Here is a 16974-nt window from a genome sequence, read left to right as displayed (position 1 = left end):
CCAGAATCCCTTCATTTAAGAGCAATGTAGTGTTCCACATCCCACAGACTTAAATGTGTTCCTTTTGCCTTTAAATTGACCTTATGCAAATGGTATGTTTTCCCCGGGAGAACGTAAAACACTTCACGGCAATCCTTTTTGCCATCAATGCACTCTCCTATTGCGCTAACTCTGAATGAGGTATTTCCTTTATTAGAAACCCCATCATCGGTCAGGCTGTAGTCAAGGTTTTTATTACGTGGCTGCACAACTAATATGGTACTGATGATCGCCTTAGCCTGTGCCAGCACAGATTTCCCCCCGCTCACCGCGCTGTCGTCAGTGATAGGTTCATCGGTAAAAGTGATTCTGTAATATCTTTCCTGATTATCTTCTGTGCCCTGATACCAGAACTTAATGATATTTTTAGATGTTCCTGGCATCATCAACTGTGAGGGTGATAAAAGAATTTCATCTTTTTTATCGAAGGCAATGACTTTTCCATCCGTTAACGGCGAGTCAATTCGCTCAATTTTAACGCTGATAACCCTTGCCATTGGAGATTCATTTTTTATCTCTTTTGCCACTAATTGTTTATCCGCAGGAATAATCGTCGTCACTCTTCCCACATTAATGGCTGAAGCGGCGAAAGGCAGTACCAACGTCATTAAAGAAATAATAATAGATTTTTTTAACATGATTTTCCCTTCACGTTAACGTGCAGCAGCCGGGGGAGCCCCGGCTGCATTGACCTTATTCGCTCCAGGTTGCGCGGAAAGCAACGGCAACTTCACCCGTCCACAAACCATCTGACAGATCAGCAAAGGACGTAGATGTGGTGCCATCGCTTGTCGCTTTTTTCACGATAAATTTAAAGTTATCGCGGGCATTATATTTATCTTCGGGTTTACCTTTTGCAGACTTAGTCAGTGCCCACAGCGAGCTACTGTTCCCGGTCTCCTCCATAGAATCTACCAGCGTGGTCCAGTCAGCATTTTTGCCAACACCGGTCGATCCCCCGAGCGTAGAACCGAGCTCCTTACTGCCGAAGAGAGCACCCACCGCCAGCGTACTTTCCCCACCCACCTGGCGTAGCACGTTATTGCCATCATCGACACGGGCTTCAAGTTTGAACGCATTTGCGTCTGGGCGACCACCGCGAATAGCCACATCAAACGTGCCCGTATCCTGATTAAAGGATTTACTATTTTCTGAATACTTAAATTGCAGTGTGCGAATCGGGGTTATCACCAAACTCGATTGGCTCTGCTTTGTTGCTTCCGCCTGCCAAACAGCACTTGCAGTAACCGTTTCATCAGCAGCAGCAATCGCTGATGAAGCAGATGCCATGAGACTCAAACTGGCTACAGTAAGTAACAACTTTTTCATTATATATTCCCTTTCATATTTCATTAGTTGATTTGTTTGACAATCATTATTCTTTTGCATAACGCACTCCGTTGCCACAGCAATAAAATACGTTCCAAAAGGTTGCCGCTAGCTATTTAAAAAAGCAGAAAAATTTTAACCAGGAAATGACAAACAACAAAATGAAAATGATCTGATTTATTGATTCAGGAATTCTGAATTAACATCACTGAGTCTGTTAAAATAAATCAGATAAGAGAATGGAAATTTTTAAGACTCTTTACGAATCAAGGGTTCTGAATATCACAGAAGGAAAACATATAAAATGTATAATTTTTTATTATATTAATCAATCAGTTAAGCAATAAAGTCACACTGCGACAGGATGTGATTTAATCTTAAGGTCATCTGCGTTTCGTTGATTATCTTTTATATCAGCTTAAGGGATGCACCTGCGAACAGGGCAGAAGAGTTTTGTATAACCTTTATGGCGCATATTTTTCACATTTACATTTTCACTAAATTAATGCTCAGATTAGATCATTTTATAGCACATACTTCCATAGTGCTAAGTGATGGCATAATTCAGACAATATCTTTTTTAAAGACATCACGCCGCTGGCCAGCACGCTGTTCCGACAAAGATAAGATTATCTCTGCCGGAATAAGGTCGCAAATGGATAAAAGCAGCACACGCTGTCAGCTGCGGCTGGCGCAGCCGCACTGAGACATTTCGCCGTGCTCTTCCCGGCTCAGATGGGAATGGCGGATTTTCAATTCACCGGTGCGCCATGCGCCCTGTTCATCCGCCCGGTTATCCAGCAGGCGGTTCAGCGCTTCAGCAATTTGCAGATCGCCACGCTGTGCCCAGGTGGTCAGGCTCCACATCGACGAACGGGCTTCGCCCACGTCGTCAAATCCCACCACGCCGATATGTGCCCCCTCGCCAAAATCACGGATCGCCTGCATGGCACCAAAGGCCAGCACGTCATTTTCGCAGAACAGCCCGTCAATACGCTCAGAGGCCCAGGTGGTTTTCAGGTAGGTCATCATCGCTTCATATGCCTTCTCCCGGTCAGACTGCCCAGCCACCAGCACGCTGTTCAGCGTTTTACCCGCGCCCTGCAGGCTGGCCGCGTAGCCCTCCATCCGCCGCAGCGGTGACGGGGATGCCGGCCCTTTCAGAAAGCCGAAACGCTGATAGCCCTGCGACAACAGCAGGTGGCCAATCTGCTCTCCGGCCGCATAATCATCCACGCCGATCGCCGCTTCCCCTTCTCTTGCCGCACTGTGGCAGACATGGATGGCAGGAAGCGGATATCGCGCTGTCATCGCGGCAAGCTGTTCCGCGCTGAGGTGATGGGCAAGAAACAGCAGCGCATCGACCGGTAACGGCCTGCCCGTACGTAAAACCGCCTGACAGCTGGCATCGTCACCGACATTTAACAGCAGCGTACCGGCTCCACGCAGGTTAAGCTGGCGCGTCACCTCATTCAACAGCGTCAGGGTATACGGATTGCTGAATTCGCCGGCAACAACGCCAATAATCGGTTGCCTGTCCGGCGGCGTCGTGGCGGTGAGAGGCTGCGTCGGATTTTCTGACAGAAATGTATTCATCATGAGGTAAGCTGTGGCGCTCCGGTGGCGGAAACTGGGGTGGACAGAATAGAGGAATCCCGCACTCGTCAAAAGAACGGTGCCGCAGATATGTGATTTCGCACGCCTTTAGCGGGGAGCAGCCTCCCTGCATTGATCAATTTTCACCGGCTCAGGCAGCGTGCCGCGCCGGACTAAGGGACCCCATGAAATTAATTTCGTTTTCTGCGCTGGTACTGTCCAGTCTGTTCGCCTGCGGCGCGGCCTCACAGGCCAAAACGTTAGAGGAATTCAACCACGGGCCTACGGCCTATGGCAGCATGGGCGACCTCGCGACAGAACCGCATTTAGTGGCAGAGTTTAAAGACAAAAAGTTCGTTTGCCGCAGCGGGGAAGCCGCCACGCCGCAGGAGAGCCCGGCGGCAGCGGCCGCTTTTCGTCAGCTGGTTGACTATGCGGCGATTGGCGATGCGAAAGACAATTTCTGGCTGGATGCCGGGAACAGGAAAAAGCGTGAAGATCTGCTGGCGACCGCCGTCAAAGCCGGAAGCTGGAAAGCCGCGTATCTGGACAGCCTGTGGACGCTGCGTTACCCGGCCAGCCCGGAAGCCACGACGCAGGCGAATGCCACCCTGCAAAAACTGATTGAGCAGGACGTCCCGATCGTCACCTACACGTATGCCTCCTCACTTTACGGCCGTGACTACAAGACGATGTACCGCCTGCTGTCGACCGACGTCGATCGCGGCAGCCCACAGGCGATGACGCTGATCGGGGGAACCCTTGTTCCCCAGGCCAGGGCGATGCATCCGCTAGCGAAATCCCTGCTGGAATGTGCCGTTAAGCAGGGGTACGCCCCGGCGTATGCCAGCCTCGGCAAACTGGCCTGGATGGAGGGGCATCGTTTAGACGCTTACCGCCTGTGGGCAAAAGGGATAAACCTGGGATGTGATGCCTGCAGCGAACCCCTTGAGTCGCTGGCCCGCGTGCGTGCCGGCTATCGCCCCACGGATCCGATGCTGAATCTGATGCCGGAGCTGGCGGCGATTAATGCCTTTTACGACAGCAACTTTTTCTATTCATTAAGCGGGTTGCGCGACTTTGAACGCCCGCTGCCGGAAAAACTGACCTTTCACCTCAACGATAAAGAGCTGTTAGCGCTGCTGAAAGCAGAACAGGGCTGATGGCCGTTCCGGGAGAGTTAACGATGAAATCGTTACTGCTTTGTCTCATCGCACTACTTTCAGGCTGTGATAACGCCAGTGCGCCAGTGACCCGCACCGTTAAGGTGTGGCTGGGCGATGCCACAGACGACATGCAGTCCGCGCTGGGCGACGACCTGACCCGCGACTGTGACGACACGATGTGCTGGTATAATTTCACCAAGCCCTCGCAAAGCGGCAATACGCTTAATCTGATCCTCGGCGGCGATCGCCCTTTCACTATCGACGGGGTGTTCTCTTTCACCGCCCCGGTCTACAAAGAGAACCACAACCGTTTTGATGAGATTAACCTCTACCCCCTCGGCCTGCCGGAAGACAGCCTGCTGGCGGAGAGTCGCACGTGGTTCTATCAACTGGTTGGCCGCCTTCAGGCCGCCGGATGGCAGCGTTTTATTATGCAGGATGAACCGCGGCTGCCGGGGTCCGAAGTGGCGAACGCCGCGCGGATTGAACAGGTGATGACCACATCCAGCCTCACAACGCCGTTTAACGATCCGTCATGGCCTGTTAATAACGCACAGTGGCGGGCGCTGCCCTTTTTAGCGGACTGGTATTTTTATCGCGGTAATGAATACCTGACCCTGCGGGTACAGCGTCAGAACAGCGACACCGCCCCTGAGGAACGCGGCACTTACCTGTACACGCTGGTGTTCCGCAGTGAGCAGCAGACGTATCAGGACTATTTTCCGTATGAGGATCGTCACCGCTGGAAAACGCTGTTACCTGCGCTGTTGAAAACCATGGCGAAAGCGCGGGCAGAACAGGAAGAGAAGCTGCGGGCAGCGGGTATTAAGATTGATGAGAACTATCACGACCCGGCGATCGGTGCGCTGAAGGTGCAATAGCGCGGCGTGAAGCGCACCTATCCCAAAGCAGGCTCATCCAGAATTTGTAAACGGCTCAGGCGCTGACGATAACACCGCAGCACCGCCGCCACGGCGTCTGCCTGCATAAACGAGTCACGGTAGGTGGATTCAACCACTGCCTGCTCTTTTAGCAATCTCTTAAGCAGCGCACTGGCCAGCCTTTCACTCAGCCCCATGCTCTGACCGAGAACCAAAAAATCCATCCCAAGATATTCGCCATATTGGGTGTTAAATCCGGCGGCCACGTCTTTCTCACCCTCTTGGTCAAAGCGACGGATCACAAAAGCATATTCCAGATCATCACCGTCATTCTCGGGCTTAAAGGGTAACAGGCCGTGTGGCGGTACATCGAATCCCAGCCGCGCCATCAGCGTCATGTTCGTTCTCCGCCAGCTGTGGAAAATCCACCGGTGAGGGTTTGAGAATATAGTTTCCTTTACTCTCCACCACCGCAAACGCCCCGTCCTCCATCACCATTTGCAGTTTTGGCTGGTAGCCAGAAATACTCATTCCCTGCTGCTCTTTTGGCAGATACTGCACGAACTGCGCACGGGTAAATGTCAGCTGTGGCTCAACCCGGGCTAAACCCGTCAGCATTTTCAGGCCCTTTGTCGCATAGCCCAGAGCACGTTCCCGTTCACTTTTCAGCGGGGTCATCAATATCCTGCATGTGGTCATCGTGGCTCCTCTACACTCAGTCTTACCGCGCCAATCAGATTCTCCCCGTTATGCAGCAGCATCCCGAGCAGATCCTGTTCATCGATTTTTTGCAATTGGCTGTAACGCCGTTTTAACCAGCCTTCGGGGGCTAATGAGGCAAAATAAGGATGCAATGTGTTGCGTGGAAAACGTTTTTTATCCACCGGAAGGCTTAATGAGAGCGGAGGCCCGGCATAATCCGGGCGATACTCGAACAGATAGCCCTCATCGTTCTGCGTCAGCCATCCCACCGGCTCGCCATACAGCCAGACGGTCAAACGACGGCGCATAGCTTCATCCCCAGCGCTTCGGCCACGGCATAAACGCTGCCGAACTTGACCTGTTCAGGATCTTTAAACAGGCGTTGCAGCGTGGAAGTGGATATCCCGGTTTGTAACTCAAGTGTGTAGAGATCGATACCCAGCGCTTTACGCCGCTCATTAAGCTGCATACCAAACCCGGCAAACGAATCAATCTTATGCTGCGCGGCAAAGGTGGACCCGCTGCGCTCATCTGCGGCAAACTCATTTTTCAGTTCGTTGAGTAGTATCGAAATGGTCTGAATTTTCTCTGTGGCAAAATCGCTTTTTTTGTAGCTCAACGTTAATCTTACTCACTCATTTAATTGGTAAAAAAGACCATAAATGAGCCCAAAAAAAAGCTATACGCTCTCGCGTATAGCTTCAGTTTTACGCCTGCTTATCCTCAGAACGCGAAGCAGGAACAGCCCAGCGCCCCCCAGAAGGCATTATCATCCGACACCGGCACGCCGGAGCGGCGCGCGACATCGTGCGAGTGGCGGTGTACACCACAGGGACCGCTACATTGATGCGGCTGTGAGGCAAAGGCCACACGCCCGTTCGCCAGCGGCGGGGCGCTGCGGTAGTGGCCCGGCGTCGTCACCACCGGCGACCACTCCGGCAGAACCGGTACCGGCGGCGGTGACAGCGGGCTGAAGCGTCCTGCCGCATACACAACATCGCCATTCACCACGGTCAGTACCGATTCAATGCCTTTAATCGCCTCTTCGCTGACGCTGAAATAGTCCTGCGAAAGGATCGCCAGGTCAGCCAGCTGCCCGACTTTAATCTGGCCTTTTTTCCCCTGCTCGCTGGAGAACCAGGCGCTGCCCTGTGTCCACAGCATCAGCGCCGTTTCGCGATCCAGACGCGCCTGGGTGTCATACATCGCCATGCCACCAACGGTGCGGCCGGATACCAGCCAGTACAGCGCCGTCCACGGGTTATAGCTGGCCACGCGGGTGGCGTCGGTGCCCAGCCCCACCGGGACCCCGGCTTCCAGCATTTTCGCTACCGGCGGCGTCTGCTTCACCGCCTCATGGCCGTAGCGCTCGGCAAAATATTCACCCTGAAACGCCATACGGTGCTGTACCGCAATCCCGCCGCCCAGCGCTTTCACCCGCTCAATATTGGCTTCAGTGATGGTTTCGGCATGGTCGAAAATCCAGTGCAGGCCGTTGAACGGGATCTCACGGTTCACTTTCTCAAAGACGTTCAGCATGCGGCTGATCGACTCGTTATAGGTGGCGTGCAGGCGGAACGGCCAGCGGTGCTCGACCAGATGACGCACCACGCGCTCCAGCTCATCTTCCATACCGGGGGCCAGGTCAGGGCGCGGCTCAAGGAAATCCTCGAAGTCGGCAGCAGAGAACACCAGCATCTCGCCTGCGCCGTTATGACGGTAAAAATCCGTGCCCTGACCCGGTTTCAGCATGTCGGTCCAGCGCTCAAAATCTTCCAGCTCGTGGCCGGGACGCTGGGTAAACAGGTTATAGGCGATGCGCACCGTCAGCTGTTTTTTCTCGTGCAGTTCGCCGATCACCGCGTAATCATCCGGGTAGTTCTGAAAACCGCCGCCCGCATCGATAGCGCTGGTCAGCCCCAGTCGGTTCAGCTCACGCATAAACTGACGGGTGGAGTTCACCTGCTGTTCCAGCGGCAGCTTCGGCCCTTTTGCCAGCGTGGAGTACAGCAGCATCGCGTTTGGACGGGCGATCAGCATTCCCGTCGGGTTACCGTTACCGTCGCGCTGGATCTCGCCCCCCGGCGGGTTTGGCGTGTCTTTGGTATAGCCCACCACGCGCAGGGCGGCGCGGTTAAGCAGCGCACGATCGTAAAGGTGCAGAATAAACACCGGCGTATCCGGGGCCGCTTCGTTGATCTCATCCAGCGTTGGCATGCGGCGCTCGGCAAACTGGAATTCGTTCCAGCCGCCGACCACGCGTACCCACTGCGGATTAGGCGTACGCAGCGCCTGCTCTTTCAGCATCCGCAGGGCATCGGCCAGCGACGGCACCCCCTCCCAGCGCAGTTCCAGGTTGTAGTTCAGCCCGCCACGGATCAGATGCAGGTGCGAGTCGTTCAGGCCCGGGATCCCGGTGTGGCCCTGCAGATCCACCACCCGGGTGTCGTCCCCGGCAAACTGCATCACTTCCGCTTCGCTGCCTACCGCGAGGAATTTACCGTCTTTTATCGCCACCGCCGTTGCCAGCGGGTTTTCACGGTCAACGGTGTGGAACTTACCGTGGGTCAGAATCAATGAGGCATTATTCATCATTACTCTCCGGGCTGATTTTCCCGCGCGGGGACAGCCAGTTTTTTAAAAGACGCGTTATCGCTGGCATCCACAGATACACCACCAGGCCGACCACGCAGGCATCGTTGAGAAAATGTCCCCACAGCGTTCCTTTGCTGACGGGCAACACCGCCCCCCAGAACCAGGGAACCAGATTGGTGGAGGGGAAAATCACCGCCAGGGTGACCAGAAACTGCTTCCACTGCTTTGGTGCCGCCCGCGCCGGATCGGCCGGGGTAAACCAGAACGCCGCGCCGGGGCGCATTTCAATATGCTCGTTCCCCGCCAGCAACCCGCCCAGCGCCGCCACGTGCGCCGCACGCTGCGTTGAGTTCAGCCACTGATAAAGATTATCCAGATTGTCGAATCTGACCAGTATGGTCCAGGTCATTTCTCCATGTACCGGCCGCAGGACGTTGACGCCCAGGTGCCCGGGGAACAGCGCGGCCTGCGGCATAATGGCTTCCAGCCAGCGTTGATAGTCAGCCTGCTTGCCGGGCAACAGGCGATGCGTAATGACCAGGGTGATATGTTCAGGCTGGTGGGGATAGTCCACGACGCGCTCCTTTATGGCCCCCCGCAGGGGGCCAGGTCATCAGGCTTTGCGGGCCGGGGCTTTATGAACCAGCGTGTAGGCATAATCCACGCCCATGCCGTACGCGCCGCTGTGCTCGCGCACCAGGTCCATCACGTCGTCGTACGTCTCTTTACGTGCCCAGTCGCGCTGGTACTCCAGCAGTACCTGCTGCCAGGTCACCGGCACCGCGCCCGCCTGCACCATCCGGTCGACAGAACGTTCGTGCGCATCCACGCTGGTGCCGCCGGAGGTGTCGGTCACCACATACACCTCAAACCCCTCTTTCATCGCCATCAGCGCCGGGAAGGTCAGACACACTTCGGTCCACAGGGCGGAGATAATCAGCTTCTTACGGCCCGTCGCTTTCACTGCTTTCACAAAGGCCTCATCTTCCCATGAGTTCATTGAGGTGCGCTCAATCGGCTGTACGTCCGGATGCACCGCCAGCAGCTCCGGCCAGATGTAGCCGCTGAAGCTCTCTGTCTCTACCGAGGTATAGATTGTCGGCACGTTAAAAATCTTTCCTGCTTTTGCTAAAGCAACGGTGTTATTTTTAAGCTGCTGACGATCGATGTTAGCAACACCGAACGACATCTGCGGCTGATGGTCGATGAAAATCAGGGCGGAGTTCTGTGGGTCCAGCAGGTCGAATTTAGACATTTTTTTATTCCTTTTACGTTTCAGGTTTCGGGTTTGTCTTGCGTGTTGACACAATACGAAATGGCCGCCCCGGTTGATAACGGAAAGAATTCAGGAAGTTGTTAAACAAATTTTGGGTTTGGGGAACACCATGCGATTAAACCTTGAAGCGCTGCTGATTCTGGATGCACTGGACCGTCACGGTACCTTTGCCGCAGCGGCGGCCAGGCTGTTTAAAACCGCTTCCGCACTGAGTTATACGGTGCAGAAGATGGAAAGCGATTTAAATATCACGCTGCTGGATCGCTCCGGTCACCGTGCGACATTTACCCCCACCGGACGTCTGATGCTGGAGAAAGGACGCATTCTGCTGCGCGCCGTGGGCGAACTGGAACAGCAGGCGCAGTACGTGGAAAGCGGCTGGGAAAGCCAGCTCACCCTCAGCCTGGATGCCTCCGTGCCGTTTGCCCTGCTATCCGGGCTGATCGATGAGTTCTATCAGGCGCATCATCACACCCGCCTGCTGTTCCGCCAGGACGTACTGGCAGGCTGCTGGGAAGCGCTGAGTTATGGCCTGGCCGATATTGTCTTTGGGGCCGTACAGGAGCCGGTGCGTCACAGCGGTGTAAGCTGCGTACCGGTGGGCTGGCTGGAATATACCTTTGCGATTGCGCCACATCACCCGCTGGCGGCGCTGCCCACCCCGCTGCTGCGTGAGCAGATCCGTCAGTACCGGGCCGTGGTGGTACACGACACCTCACGCCACGCCGAAGGCACCGACCTGCGCGTGCTCGACGAGCAGCCGATCCTCAGCGTGCACAGCTTCAGTGACAAGGTTCAGGCGCAGGTTGACGGGTTGGGTTGCGGCTTTCTGCCGCGCTATCTGGCGGCACCGCACCTGGCAAACGGCACGCTGGTGGAACGCCAGCTGGACAGCGAAACCCGCCGTGACCAGGCGTTCCTGGCCTGGAATGACAGCGCTACCGGCAATGCCGCGATGTGGTGGCGTGAACGCCTGCAGAACTTTGAGGGGATCCGCAACGTCTACGCGGCAGAATAAACGGTGACGCCCGGCCTTGCCGGGCATCCGCTATCAGGCAATTCCCCTTCGTTAACGGCCGCGCGACGTTTTCCACTGCACGGCAAACACGCTGGCCAGTACGACGACCAGCCCGGCCAGCGCCGTACCGGTTATCGACTGCCCCAGCAGTACCCAGCCCAGGCCTACGGCGCAAAGCGGGCTCAGTAAGCCCAGCGAGGCCACGGCTACCGTGGGCAGCCGTGCCACGCCGCGAAACCAGAGCGTATAAGCCAGCAGCGCACCGGCCAGGCTCAGATACCCATAGGCCGCCCACTGTGGCAGGGTCAGCACAGGCAACGCGGCCTCCATCTGCCAGGCCACAGGGGCCAGCATCAGCCCACCAATCGCCAGCTGCCAGCCGGTCAGCGACAGGACGGGAAGGTCGATCTTCCAGCGGCGCGTCAGCCAGACGCCGGTCGCCATACAGCCCGCCCCGACGATGGCCGCCGTGATGCCCACCGGCTCAAAGACCGTCTGCGGCGACAGCAACAGCATCGCCATTCCAATCACCCCCGCTACCGATGCCCACAGGGTGGTTTGTGCCGGTGAGCGGCGGTCGACCGTCCAGGTCAGCACCATCACCAGCAGCGGCTGAATGGCTCCCAGCACCGCCGCCAGCCCGCCGGGCAGCCGGTAGGCAGCGACAAACAGCAGCGCCTGAAACACGCCGATATTTAACGCACTGAGCACCAGCAGTCGCCAGAGGTCTTTCCGCAGGGGCATCCGGCGGGTGAACAGCAACAGCAGCAGGCCCGCAGGCAGCACGCGGATCAGCGCGGCGGTGAATGGCCGGTCCGGCGGCAGCAGTTGTGATGTCACAATATAGGTCGAGCCCCAGATTGCAGGGGCCAGGGCAGTCAGCATAATGTCGCGCAAATAGGATCGAGTGTTCATGACTTTACCTTCAGTTCAAGATATCATGATTGTGTTGATCACTTAACTTGAAGTCAAGACAAATGAATAATTCTTCCCGCCGGCCGCCGCGCGATGCGGTCGATACCATCATCGAACAGTGGCAGCGCGAGCGTCCCGACCTGGATGCCAGCCCGATGGGGCCGATTGGCCGTCTTAAGCGCTGTACCGTGCTGCTGGAACAGCAGCTGGAAGCCTGGTTTTCGCGCTTTGATTTGGCCAGCTGGGAGTTTGATATGCTGGCGACGCTGCGCCGTGCGGGTGCGCCTCACTGTCTCAGCCCCACCGCCCTCTTTTCCGCGCTGATGGTGACGTCAGGCACCATGACCCACCGCCTGAAACGCCTGGAAACCCGGGGGCTGGTGGCGCGCGTCGCCAACGCAGAGGACGCGCGCAGCACCCTTGTACAGCTCACTCCCGAGGGGCTGGCGCTGATTAATCGTGTGGTCGGGCCGCATATTGAGAACGAACGCCAGATCCTGTCGGCACTGCCTGCCGGTGCGCTGGCGCAGCTTGATGCCTCACTGTCGACGCTGCTGCTGGCGTTAGAGGCTGGAAACCGGGACAGCGACCTGCCCGAATAAACACGGCGCAGGGGGCGAACCGATAAAAGGTCGCCCCCTGACAGGGATTATTCCAGCGAGATAAAGTGATGCACTTTAGGTTTCTCCTCCCCCTGGTGGAAGCGCGTCACGCTCTCCTGTAAGTCCGCATCTGCATGCGAAACACGCTGATGCTGGCGCAGGTGCTCATGCCAGGATTCGACCAGGAACCACTCGATCACCGTGGTCGCATCGTGACTGTGCGCGGCAATACCCCAGGCGTAGGCGCCATCGCGGCGACGGATCAGCGACAGCTTTTTCATTTCCGCCAGGAAGACCGGGCGATCTTCTGCTTTCACCTGGTATTCAATCTGAATCATCACCGGACCCCGGTCTGCCGTAACGTCTGTCTCCAGTGCCGGCTCATCCCAGTGGCCGGAGGGCTGCAGGTCAGCATCGCCCGTCGGCAGCGTCAGACGCAGACACAACAGCGCGGTGAGCGTCAGCGCCACGGCGGCGATCAGCAGGGTATTCACCAGCCCGGTTTCCTGCGCCACCAGCCCCCAGAACAGACTGCCGGCGGCCATGGCACCGTTAAAAATCATCAGATACACCGCCAGGCCACGGCCGCGCACCCAGTCCGGCAGAACGGCCTGGGCCACCCCGTTCAGCGAGGTCAGGGCGATAATCCAGCTGACGCCCAGCAGGATCATCAGCGGCAGGGCCAGGGCTTTGACCGGCAGCAGGGCAATCACCACCATTACCAGCGCGGACAGCCCCGCCGACAGCAGCATTAATCCATCCACCTTCATTCGCTGACGCAGCGCGGGCAGCAGCAGCGCACCGACAATCGCCCCCACGCCCACCGCACCCAGCATCGTGCCGTAAAACCCGGCGCTGCCCTGCAGAAGATTGCGCGCCACCAGCGGCAGCAGTGCCCAGATGGCGCTGGCAAAGAAGAAGTAAATCGCGGCGCGAACCAGCACACGGTGCAGTTCCCGGCTGGCTTTGACGTAGCGGATGCCCGCCCGGAATGCTCCGAAGAAGTGTTCAGACAGCTCGGTTTTCGCTTTGTGCGGGCGCTTCCACCAGATCAGCGCGGTGATGACAAACACGTAGCTCAGGACATCGGCACCGTAGGCCGCCCAGGCCCCGAGCGCCGCCAGCAGCAGCCCGCCGGTCGCCGGGCCGACAGCACGGGCGATATTGATCCCCAGCGAGTTCAGCGCCACTGCATTCTTCAGCTGTGGGCGCGGCACCAGCTCCGGCACAATCGCCTGCCAGGCCGGCCCCATCAGCGCCGCGCCGATGCCGCCGATAAAGGTCAGCACCACCAGGTATTCTACCGTCAGCAGGTTGTGATGGGAGAGAAACAGCAGCGTGCCGCTGACGCTGGCCAGCAGCAACTGGACAAAAATCAGCAGGCGGCGGCGGTCAAGAATATCGGACAGCACCCCGGCAGGGATCGCCAGCAGAAAAATGGGCAGCGTGGCGGCGGTCTGCATCAGCGCCACCGCTGCCGGGTTGGACGACAGTCCGGTGACCAGCCAGGAGCTGGCCACGTCGCGCATAAAACTGCCGGTATTGCCGAGAATGGTCGCAGCCCAGATCACCGCAAACAGACCCTGCTTCAGAGGCGCAAATGCCCCACCTGCGTTATTCTGACTCATTTTGCCGCCCTCCTGTCATGCCACGCCACGTACACCAGCGCACCCGCCAGGCCGAGATGTTCAAAAAAGCCATTCATTACGCCGCCGCGCTCTGTCATCGGCACCTGCCAGAAGCGGTTCGCCATAAAGGTGGCGGCAACGGTAAACAGCGCCAGCGCCAGCGCGCCCAGCCAGCGTCCCCGACCGCTGAGGATCATCAGTGATGCGCCCAGTTCCAGAGCGATCACCGCCGCCGCCATCGGCGCGGCCGGCGACAGGCCGAAATGCTGCATCTCGGCGATGGCGCCTGGAAAATCCAGCAGCTTGACCAGCCCGCCCTGAAGGTAGGCAGAGCACAGGGCTAACAGCGCCAGCCAGCGGACGGTGACCGATCCGGACGCGCCGGGGGACTGAGCAGAAAGGGAAGCGTTACGCATGGATATCTCCTGCCGGGGCGACGCGGTGGTCAGCCCCGGCATCAGTGGGTTATCAGGCTTTGCGGGCCGGGGCTTTATGGACCAGCGTGTAGGCATAATCCACGCCCATGCCGTACGCGCCGCTGTGCTCGCGCACCAGGTCCATCACGTCGTCGTACGTCTCTTTACGTGCCCAGTCGCGCTGGTACTCCAGCAGTACCTGCTGCCAGGTCACCGGCACCGCGCCCGCCTGCACCATCCGGTCGACAGAACGTTCGTGCGCATCCACGCTGGTGCCGCCGGAGGTGTCGGTCACCACATACACCTCAAACCCCTCTTTCATCGCCATCAGCGCCGGGAAGGTCAGACACACTTCGGTCCACAGGGCGGAGATAATCAGCTTCTTACGGCCCGTCGCTTTCACTGCTTTCACAAAGGCCTCATCTTCCCATGAGTTCATTGAGGTGCGCTCAATCGGCTGTACGTCCGGATGCACCGCCAGCAGTTCCGGCCAGATGTAGCCGCTGAAGCTTTCCGTTTCCACCGAGGTGTAAATCGTCGGCACGTTAAAAATTTTGCCCGCTTTCGCCAGGGCTACCGTATTATTTTTAAGTTGCTGACGATCGATGTTGGCCACACCGAACGACATTTGCGGCTGATGGTCGATAAAAATCAGGGTGGAGTTCTGTGGGTCCAGCAGGTCGAATTTAGACATTTTTTTATTCCTCTTCGTTATCCGTTAGCGATGGTGTGAGTGAGTGTTGTGCTGCTGGAAACAAGATTACGTCCGGCGGGGCAAGGCGGATAGCGGAAAGAATTTGGCAACTCGTTCAGATTTTTTTGACAGACGGTTGGCCAGTAAACAGAAGGGAATGAATAACTAAATCATACAGATATGTTGATAAGGATTTTCGGACGAGTTGTCAAAATTAATGCCTTATCTTTCTTTTATCCGGGGAGTTAACGTAAGCCACAACATCACGTCATCCACCTTAGAGGTAACAGATATGAGCACATTCACCACCACTGACGGCACGCAACTTTATTTCAAAGACTGGGGTACCGGCAAACCGGTTCTGTTCAGCCACGGCTGGCCGCTGGATGCCGATATGTGGGACAGCCAGATGAATTTCCTTGCCGAACGTGGCTATCGGGCTATCGCCTTTGACCGCCGTGGCTTTGGCCGTTCTGACCAGCCGTGGGACGGCTACAACTACGATACCTTTGCCTCCGACATCAACGACCTGATTGAGCATCTTGACCTGAAAGAGATCACCCTGGTGGGCTTTTCAATGGGCGGCGGGGACGTGACGCGCTATATCGGCCGCTACGGCAGCGACCGCGTCAGTGCGCTGGTGCTGCTGGGGGCGGTAACGCCGATTTTCGGCAAGACAGATGACCATCCTGAAGGGGTGGAAAAAGCGGTATTTGACGGCATTCGCGACGGATTACGCAAAGATCGCGCGCAGTTTCTGAAAGACTTCGCCACACCGTTCTACGGAATAAATGCCGGACAAACGCTTTCAGACGGCGTCCTGATCCAGACGCAGAACATTGCGCTGCTGGCCTCACTGAAGGGCACCATTGACTGTGTGACTGCGTTTGAAACCACGGATTTCCGTGAAGATATCGCCAAAGTGACGCTGCCCACACTGGTGATCCACGGCAGCAACGACCAGATTGTGCCGTTTGAAGCCACCGGCAAGCTGGCCGCCGCGATGATCCCGGGCGCAGAGCTGAAAGTATACGACAACGCGCCTCACGGTTTTGCCGTGACCCATCAGGAGCAGTTAAATCAGGATCTGCTGGCGTTCCTGCAACAGCATTAAGTCTCCCGGGCCGACCGAAACAGAAGGTCGGCCACTACGTCCTGGCTGCCAGCCACACCGCATAGGCCTCATCCCAGATGGCGGCTGGCGTACCGGCCTTGCCGAGGCCAAAACCGTGCCCCCCCTGCGAAATACGGATCATCTGTACTGACACCCCGGCCTTGCGGCAGGTATCGTGCATGATCACGCTGTTTTCCGGATCAGAGGTGTGGTCATCTTCTGCCTGCGCCAGAAACAGCGGGGGATAGGCGCGGGTCACATAGTTCTGCACCGACCAGTTTGCCTCCTCCGCCGGGGAAGGGTGATTGCCCACCAGCGACAGGTGCGTATTGGTGTGGGTATACGGCGGTTCGAGGGTGATCACCGGATAGATCAGACCGACGCTGTCCGCTTTTGGCACGATCTGGTCGATCGTATCCTGCGGGGCATAGGAGGCATAATCCGGGCGCGCCGCCGCAAGACCGAACATATGCCCGCCGGCGGAAAAGCCGAGCAGGTGCACGTTATTTTCCATTGACCTCACCAGCCGTATGGCACGCTGGGCATCCTGAAACGCCACGCGATTGCCATCCTGCCAGTGTTCACCGGGCAGCCGATAACTCAGCACATAGGCGGTGTAGCCCTTGCTGTTAAGCCAGCGCGCCACCGGCCAGCCTTCGCGCCCCATCCCAATCCAGCGATAGCCGCCTCCCGCAGCGATCAGCACCGCGCGGCCGTTAGGTTTTTCAGGCACAAAGCGCTGAATGCCGGGGCTGACAATGTTGGACCATGATCCGTTGGCCGAAATGCGTAACGCCCCGCTCGGCCCGCCGCCACCGGGGGGCTCATCAGGCCAGAGCGGGAAAAAATCCTGACGGGCAAACAACTTATCGGTGCTCATGGCAAGCATAAACGCACCGGTACCCATGATGAACCGGCGGCGACTAATCAAGATGCATGTCCAGCGTTCTCAGCAAAAAACAGGGGGAGGCGTATTGAGCAACAGCCGGGGCTGGCTCAGCGG

20 protein-coding genes are annotated in these 16974 nt (G+C 57.2%); 5 read left to right on the top strand and 15 right to left on the bottom strand.

What is annotated here, in order from left to right; all coding sequences use genetic code 11:
• Nucleotides 1-11: 11 nt before the first annotated feature.
• The 3 genes from K6L24_RS00840 to K6L24_RS00830 form a co-directional block, all read right to left on the bottom strand.
• The gene (locus tag K6L24_RS00840) at nt 12-677 is read right to left on the bottom strand and encodes an EcpB family pilus assembly chaperone (RefSeq protein WP_222681856.1); all 666 of its coding nucleotides are present in this window, start codon (nt 675-677) and stop codon (nt 12-14) included.
• A gap of 55 nt (nt 678-732) precedes the next feature.
• Nucleotides 733-1428: a common pilus major fimbrillin subunit EcpA gene (locus K6L24_RS00835; protein WP_245006706.1), complete on the bottom strand. Its 696-nt coding sequence runs from the start codon at nt 1426-1428 to the stop codon at nt 733-735.
• A gap of 618 nt (nt 1429-2046) precedes the next feature.
• Nucleotides 2047-2967, bottom strand: coding sequence for a substrate-binding domain-containing protein (locus tag K6L24_RS00830; protein ID WP_240343550.1), 921 nt, complete (start codon nt 2965-2967; stop codon nt 2047-2049).
• A 182-nt stretch (nt 2968-3149) separates the two neighbouring features.
• On the opposite strand from K6L24_RS00830, the gene K6L24_RS00825 reads away from it, so the two are divergent.
• Both K6L24_RS00825 and K6L24_RS00820 read left to right on the top strand, forming a co-directional pair.
• Nucleotides 3150-4127 carry a hypothetical protein gene (locus K6L24_RS00825; RefSeq protein WP_222681855.1) on the top strand — a complete coding sequence of 326 codons (978 nt, stop codon included), beginning with the start codon at nt 3150-3152 and terminating at the stop codon, nt 4125-4127.
• A gap of 23 nt (nt 4128-4150) precedes the next feature.
• Nucleotides 4151-5011: a hypothetical protein gene (locus tag K6L24_RS00820; RefSeq protein ID WP_162901003.1), complete on the top strand. Its 861-nt coding sequence runs from the start codon at nt 4151-4153 to the stop codon at nt 5009-5011.
• A 17-nt stretch (nt 5012-5028) separates the two neighbouring features.
• Here K6L24_RS00820 and K6L24_RS22260 read toward each other — a convergent pair whose 3' ends face one another.
• The 7 genes from K6L24_RS22260 to K6L24_RS00790 form a co-directional block, all read right to left on the bottom strand.
• A complete protein-coding gene (locus K6L24_RS22260; protein WP_240343549.1) occupies nt 5029-5409 on the bottom strand; it encodes a hypothetical protein in 381 nt (126 codons plus the stop codon).
• Nucleotides 5351-5689, bottom strand: a complete 339-nt coding sequence (locus tag K6L24_RS22255; RefSeq protein WP_245006705.1) for a HipA domain-containing protein — start codon at nt 5687-5689, stop codon at nt 5351-5353. Before K6L24_RS22255 ends, K6L24_RS22260 begins: the two co-directional genes overlap by 59 nt.
• A gap of 17 nt (nt 5690-5706) precedes the next feature.
• Nucleotides 5707-6021 (bottom strand): HipA N-terminal domain-containing protein, encoded by a 315-nt coding sequence (locus tag K6L24_RS00810; protein ID WP_062748154.1) that lies wholly within the window; start codon nt 6019-6021, stop codon nt 5707-5709.
• The gene (locus K6L24_RS22250) at nt 6006-6332 is read right to left on the bottom strand and encodes a helix-turn-helix domain-containing protein (RefSeq protein WP_245006704.1); all 327 of its coding nucleotides are present in this window, start codon (nt 6330-6332) and stop codon (nt 6006-6008) included. Before K6L24_RS22250 ends, K6L24_RS00810 begins: the two co-directional genes overlap by 16 nt.
• A 104-nt stretch (nt 6333-6436) precedes the next feature.
• Nucleotides 6437-8308, bottom strand: a complete 1872-nt coding sequence (locus K6L24_RS00800; protein ID WP_187510283.1) for an amidohydrolase — start codon at nt 8306-8308, stop codon at nt 6437-6439.
• Complete coding sequence (locus tag K6L24_RS00795; protein ID WP_062748150.1) at nt 8298-8882, bottom strand: antibiotic biosynthesis monooxygenase; 585 nt, start codon at nt 8880-8882, stop codon at nt 8298-8300. The genes K6L24_RS00800 and K6L24_RS00795 overlap by 11 nt, the downstream gene beginning before the upstream one ends.
• Nucleotides 8883-8921: 39 nt before the next feature.
• A complete protein-coding gene (locus K6L24_RS00790) occupies nt 8922-9563 on the bottom strand; it encodes a hydrolase (RefSeq protein WP_118665260.1) in 642 nt (213 codons plus the stop codon).
• Nucleotides 9564-9693: 130 nt separating this feature from the next.
• Here K6L24_RS00790 and K6L24_RS00785 point away from each other — a divergent pair, with 130 nt between their 5' ends.
• Nucleotides 9694-10602: a LysR family transcriptional regulator gene (locus K6L24_RS00785; RefSeq protein WP_062749615.1), complete on the top strand. Its 909-nt coding sequence runs from the start codon at nt 9694-9696 to the stop codon at nt 10600-10602.
• Nucleotides 10603-10653: 51 nt separating this feature from the next.
• Here K6L24_RS00785 and K6L24_RS00780 read toward each other — a convergent pair whose 3' ends face one another.
• Nucleotides 10654-11517, bottom strand: a complete 864-nt coding sequence (locus K6L24_RS00780) for an EamA family transporter (protein ID WP_062749617.1) — start codon at nt 11515-11517, stop codon at nt 10654-10656.
• Nucleotides 11518-11579: 62 nt separating this feature from the next.
• Between K6L24_RS00780 and K6L24_RS00775 the strand changes: the two genes are divergently transcribed.
• Complete coding sequence (locus K6L24_RS00775; protein ID WP_062749619.1) at nt 11580-12119, top strand: MarR family winged helix-turn-helix transcriptional regulator; 540 nt, start codon at nt 11580-11582, stop codon at nt 12117-12119.
• A gap of 47 nt (nt 12120-12166) precedes the next feature.
• Here the strand turns inward: K6L24_RS00775 and K6L24_RS00770 are convergent, their stop codons facing one another.
• Genes K6L24_RS00770 through K6L24_RS00760 form a run of 3 tightly spaced genes read right to left on the bottom strand, consistent with a single transcriptional unit; the run spans nt 12167 to nt 14857 of the window.
• Complete coding sequence (locus tag K6L24_RS00770; RefSeq protein WP_187510282.1) at nt 12167-13747, bottom strand: MFS transporter; 1581 nt, start codon at nt 13745-13747, stop codon at nt 12167-12169.
• Nucleotides 13744-14163: a DoxX family protein gene (locus tag K6L24_RS00765; RefSeq protein ID WP_222681854.1), complete on the bottom strand. Its 420-nt coding sequence runs from the start codon at nt 14161-14163 to the stop codon at nt 13744-13746. Before K6L24_RS00765 ends, K6L24_RS00770 begins: the two co-directional genes overlap by 4 nt.
• 52 nt (nt 14164-14215) lie before the next feature.
• Entirely contained in the window at nt 14216-14857 is a 642-nt protein-coding gene (locus K6L24_RS00760; RefSeq protein ID WP_118665254.1) for a hydrolase, read from the bottom strand.
• A 292-nt stretch (nt 14858-15149) separates the two neighbouring features.
• On the opposite strand from K6L24_RS00760, the gene K6L24_RS00755 reads away from it, so the two are divergent.
• Nucleotides 15150-15971, top strand: coding sequence for an alpha/beta fold hydrolase (locus tag K6L24_RS00755; protein WP_062743900.1), 822 nt, complete (start codon nt 15150-15152; stop codon nt 15969-15971).
• A gap of 34 nt (nt 15972-16005) precedes the next feature.
• Here K6L24_RS00755 and K6L24_RS00750 read toward each other — a convergent pair whose 3' ends face one another.
• Nucleotides 16006-16860 (bottom strand): alpha/beta hydrolase, encoded by an 855-nt coding sequence (locus K6L24_RS00750; protein WP_062744127.1) that lies wholly within the window; start codon nt 16858-16860, stop codon nt 16006-16008.
• Between the last annotated feature and the right edge of the window lie 114 nt (nt 16861-16974).

The sequence above is a fragment of the Erwinia persicina genome, from assembly GCF_019844095.1.
Classification (GTDB): Bacteria; Pseudomonadota; Gammaproteobacteria; order Enterobacterales; family Enterobacteriaceae; genus Erwinia; species Erwinia persicina.
This window is presented reverse-complemented; position numbering and strand designations above follow the sequence as displayed.

Coding starts and splice junctions, on each gene's coding strand:
- K6L24_RS00840 (WP_222681856.1), bottom strand. CDS start 677: ATGTTAAAAAAATCTATTATTATTTCTTTAATGACGTTGGTACTGCCT.
- K6L24_RS00835 (WP_245006706.1), bottom strand. CDS start 1,428: ATGCAAAAGAATAATGATTGTCAAACAAATCAACTAATGAAATATGAA.
- K6L24_RS00830 (WP_240343550.1), bottom strand. CDS start 2,967: ATGATGAATACATTTCTGTCAGAAAATCCGACGCAGCCTCTCACCGCC.
- K6L24_RS00825 (WP_222681855.1), top strand. CDS start 3,150: ATGAAATTAATTTCGTTTTCTGCGCTGGTACTGTCCAGTCTGTTCGCC.
- K6L24_RS00820 (WP_162901003.1), top strand. CDS start 4,151: ATGAAATCGTTACTGCTTTGTCTCATCGCACTACTTTCAGGCTGTGAT.
- K6L24_RS22260 (WP_240343549.1), bottom strand. CDS start 5,409: ATGACGCTGATGGCGCGGCTGGGATTCGATGTACCGCCACACGGCCTG.
- K6L24_RS22255 (WP_245006705.1), bottom strand. CDS start 5,689: ATGACCCCGCTGAAAAGTGAACGGGAACGTGCTCTGGGCTATGCGACA.
- K6L24_RS00810 (WP_062748154.1), bottom strand. CDS start 6,021: ATGCGCCGTCGTTTGACCGTCTGGCTGTATGGCGAGCCGGTGGGATGG.
- K6L24_RS00800 (WP_187510283.1), bottom strand. CDS start 8,308: ATGATGAATAATGCCTCATTGATTCTGACCCACGGTAAGTTCCACACC.
- K6L24_RS00790 (WP_118665260.1), bottom strand. CDS start 9,563: ATGTCTAAATTCGACCTGCTGGACCCACAGAACTCCGCCCTGATTTTC.
- K6L24_RS00785 (WP_062749615.1), top strand. CDS start 9,694: ATGCGATTAAACCTTGAAGCGCTGCTGATTCTGGATGCACTGGACCGT.
- K6L24_RS00780 (WP_062749617.1), bottom strand. CDS start 11,517: ATGAACACTCGATCCTATTTGCGCGACATTATGCTGACTGCCCTGGCC.
- K6L24_RS00775 (WP_062749619.1), top strand. CDS start 11,580: ATGAATAATTCTTCCCGCCGGCCGCCGCGCGATGCGGTCGATACCATC.
- K6L24_RS00770 (WP_187510282.1), bottom strand. CDS start 13,747: ATGAGTCAGAATAACGCAGGTGGGGCATTTGCGCCTCTGAAGCAGGGT.
- K6L24_RS00765 (WP_222681854.1), bottom strand. CDS start 14,163: ATGCGTAACGCTTCCCTTTCTGCTCAGTCCCCCGGCGCGTCCGGATCG.
- K6L24_RS00760 (WP_118665254.1), bottom strand. CDS start 14,857: ATGTCTAAATTCGACCTGCTGGACCCACAGAACTCCACCCTGATTTTT.
- K6L24_RS00755 (WP_062743900.1), top strand. CDS start 15,150: ATGAGCACATTCACCACCACTGACGGCACGCAACTTTATTTCAAAGAC.
- K6L24_RS00750 (WP_062744127.1), bottom strand. CDS start 16,860: ATGCTTGCCATGAGCACCGATAAGTTGTTTGCCCGTCAGGATTTTTTC.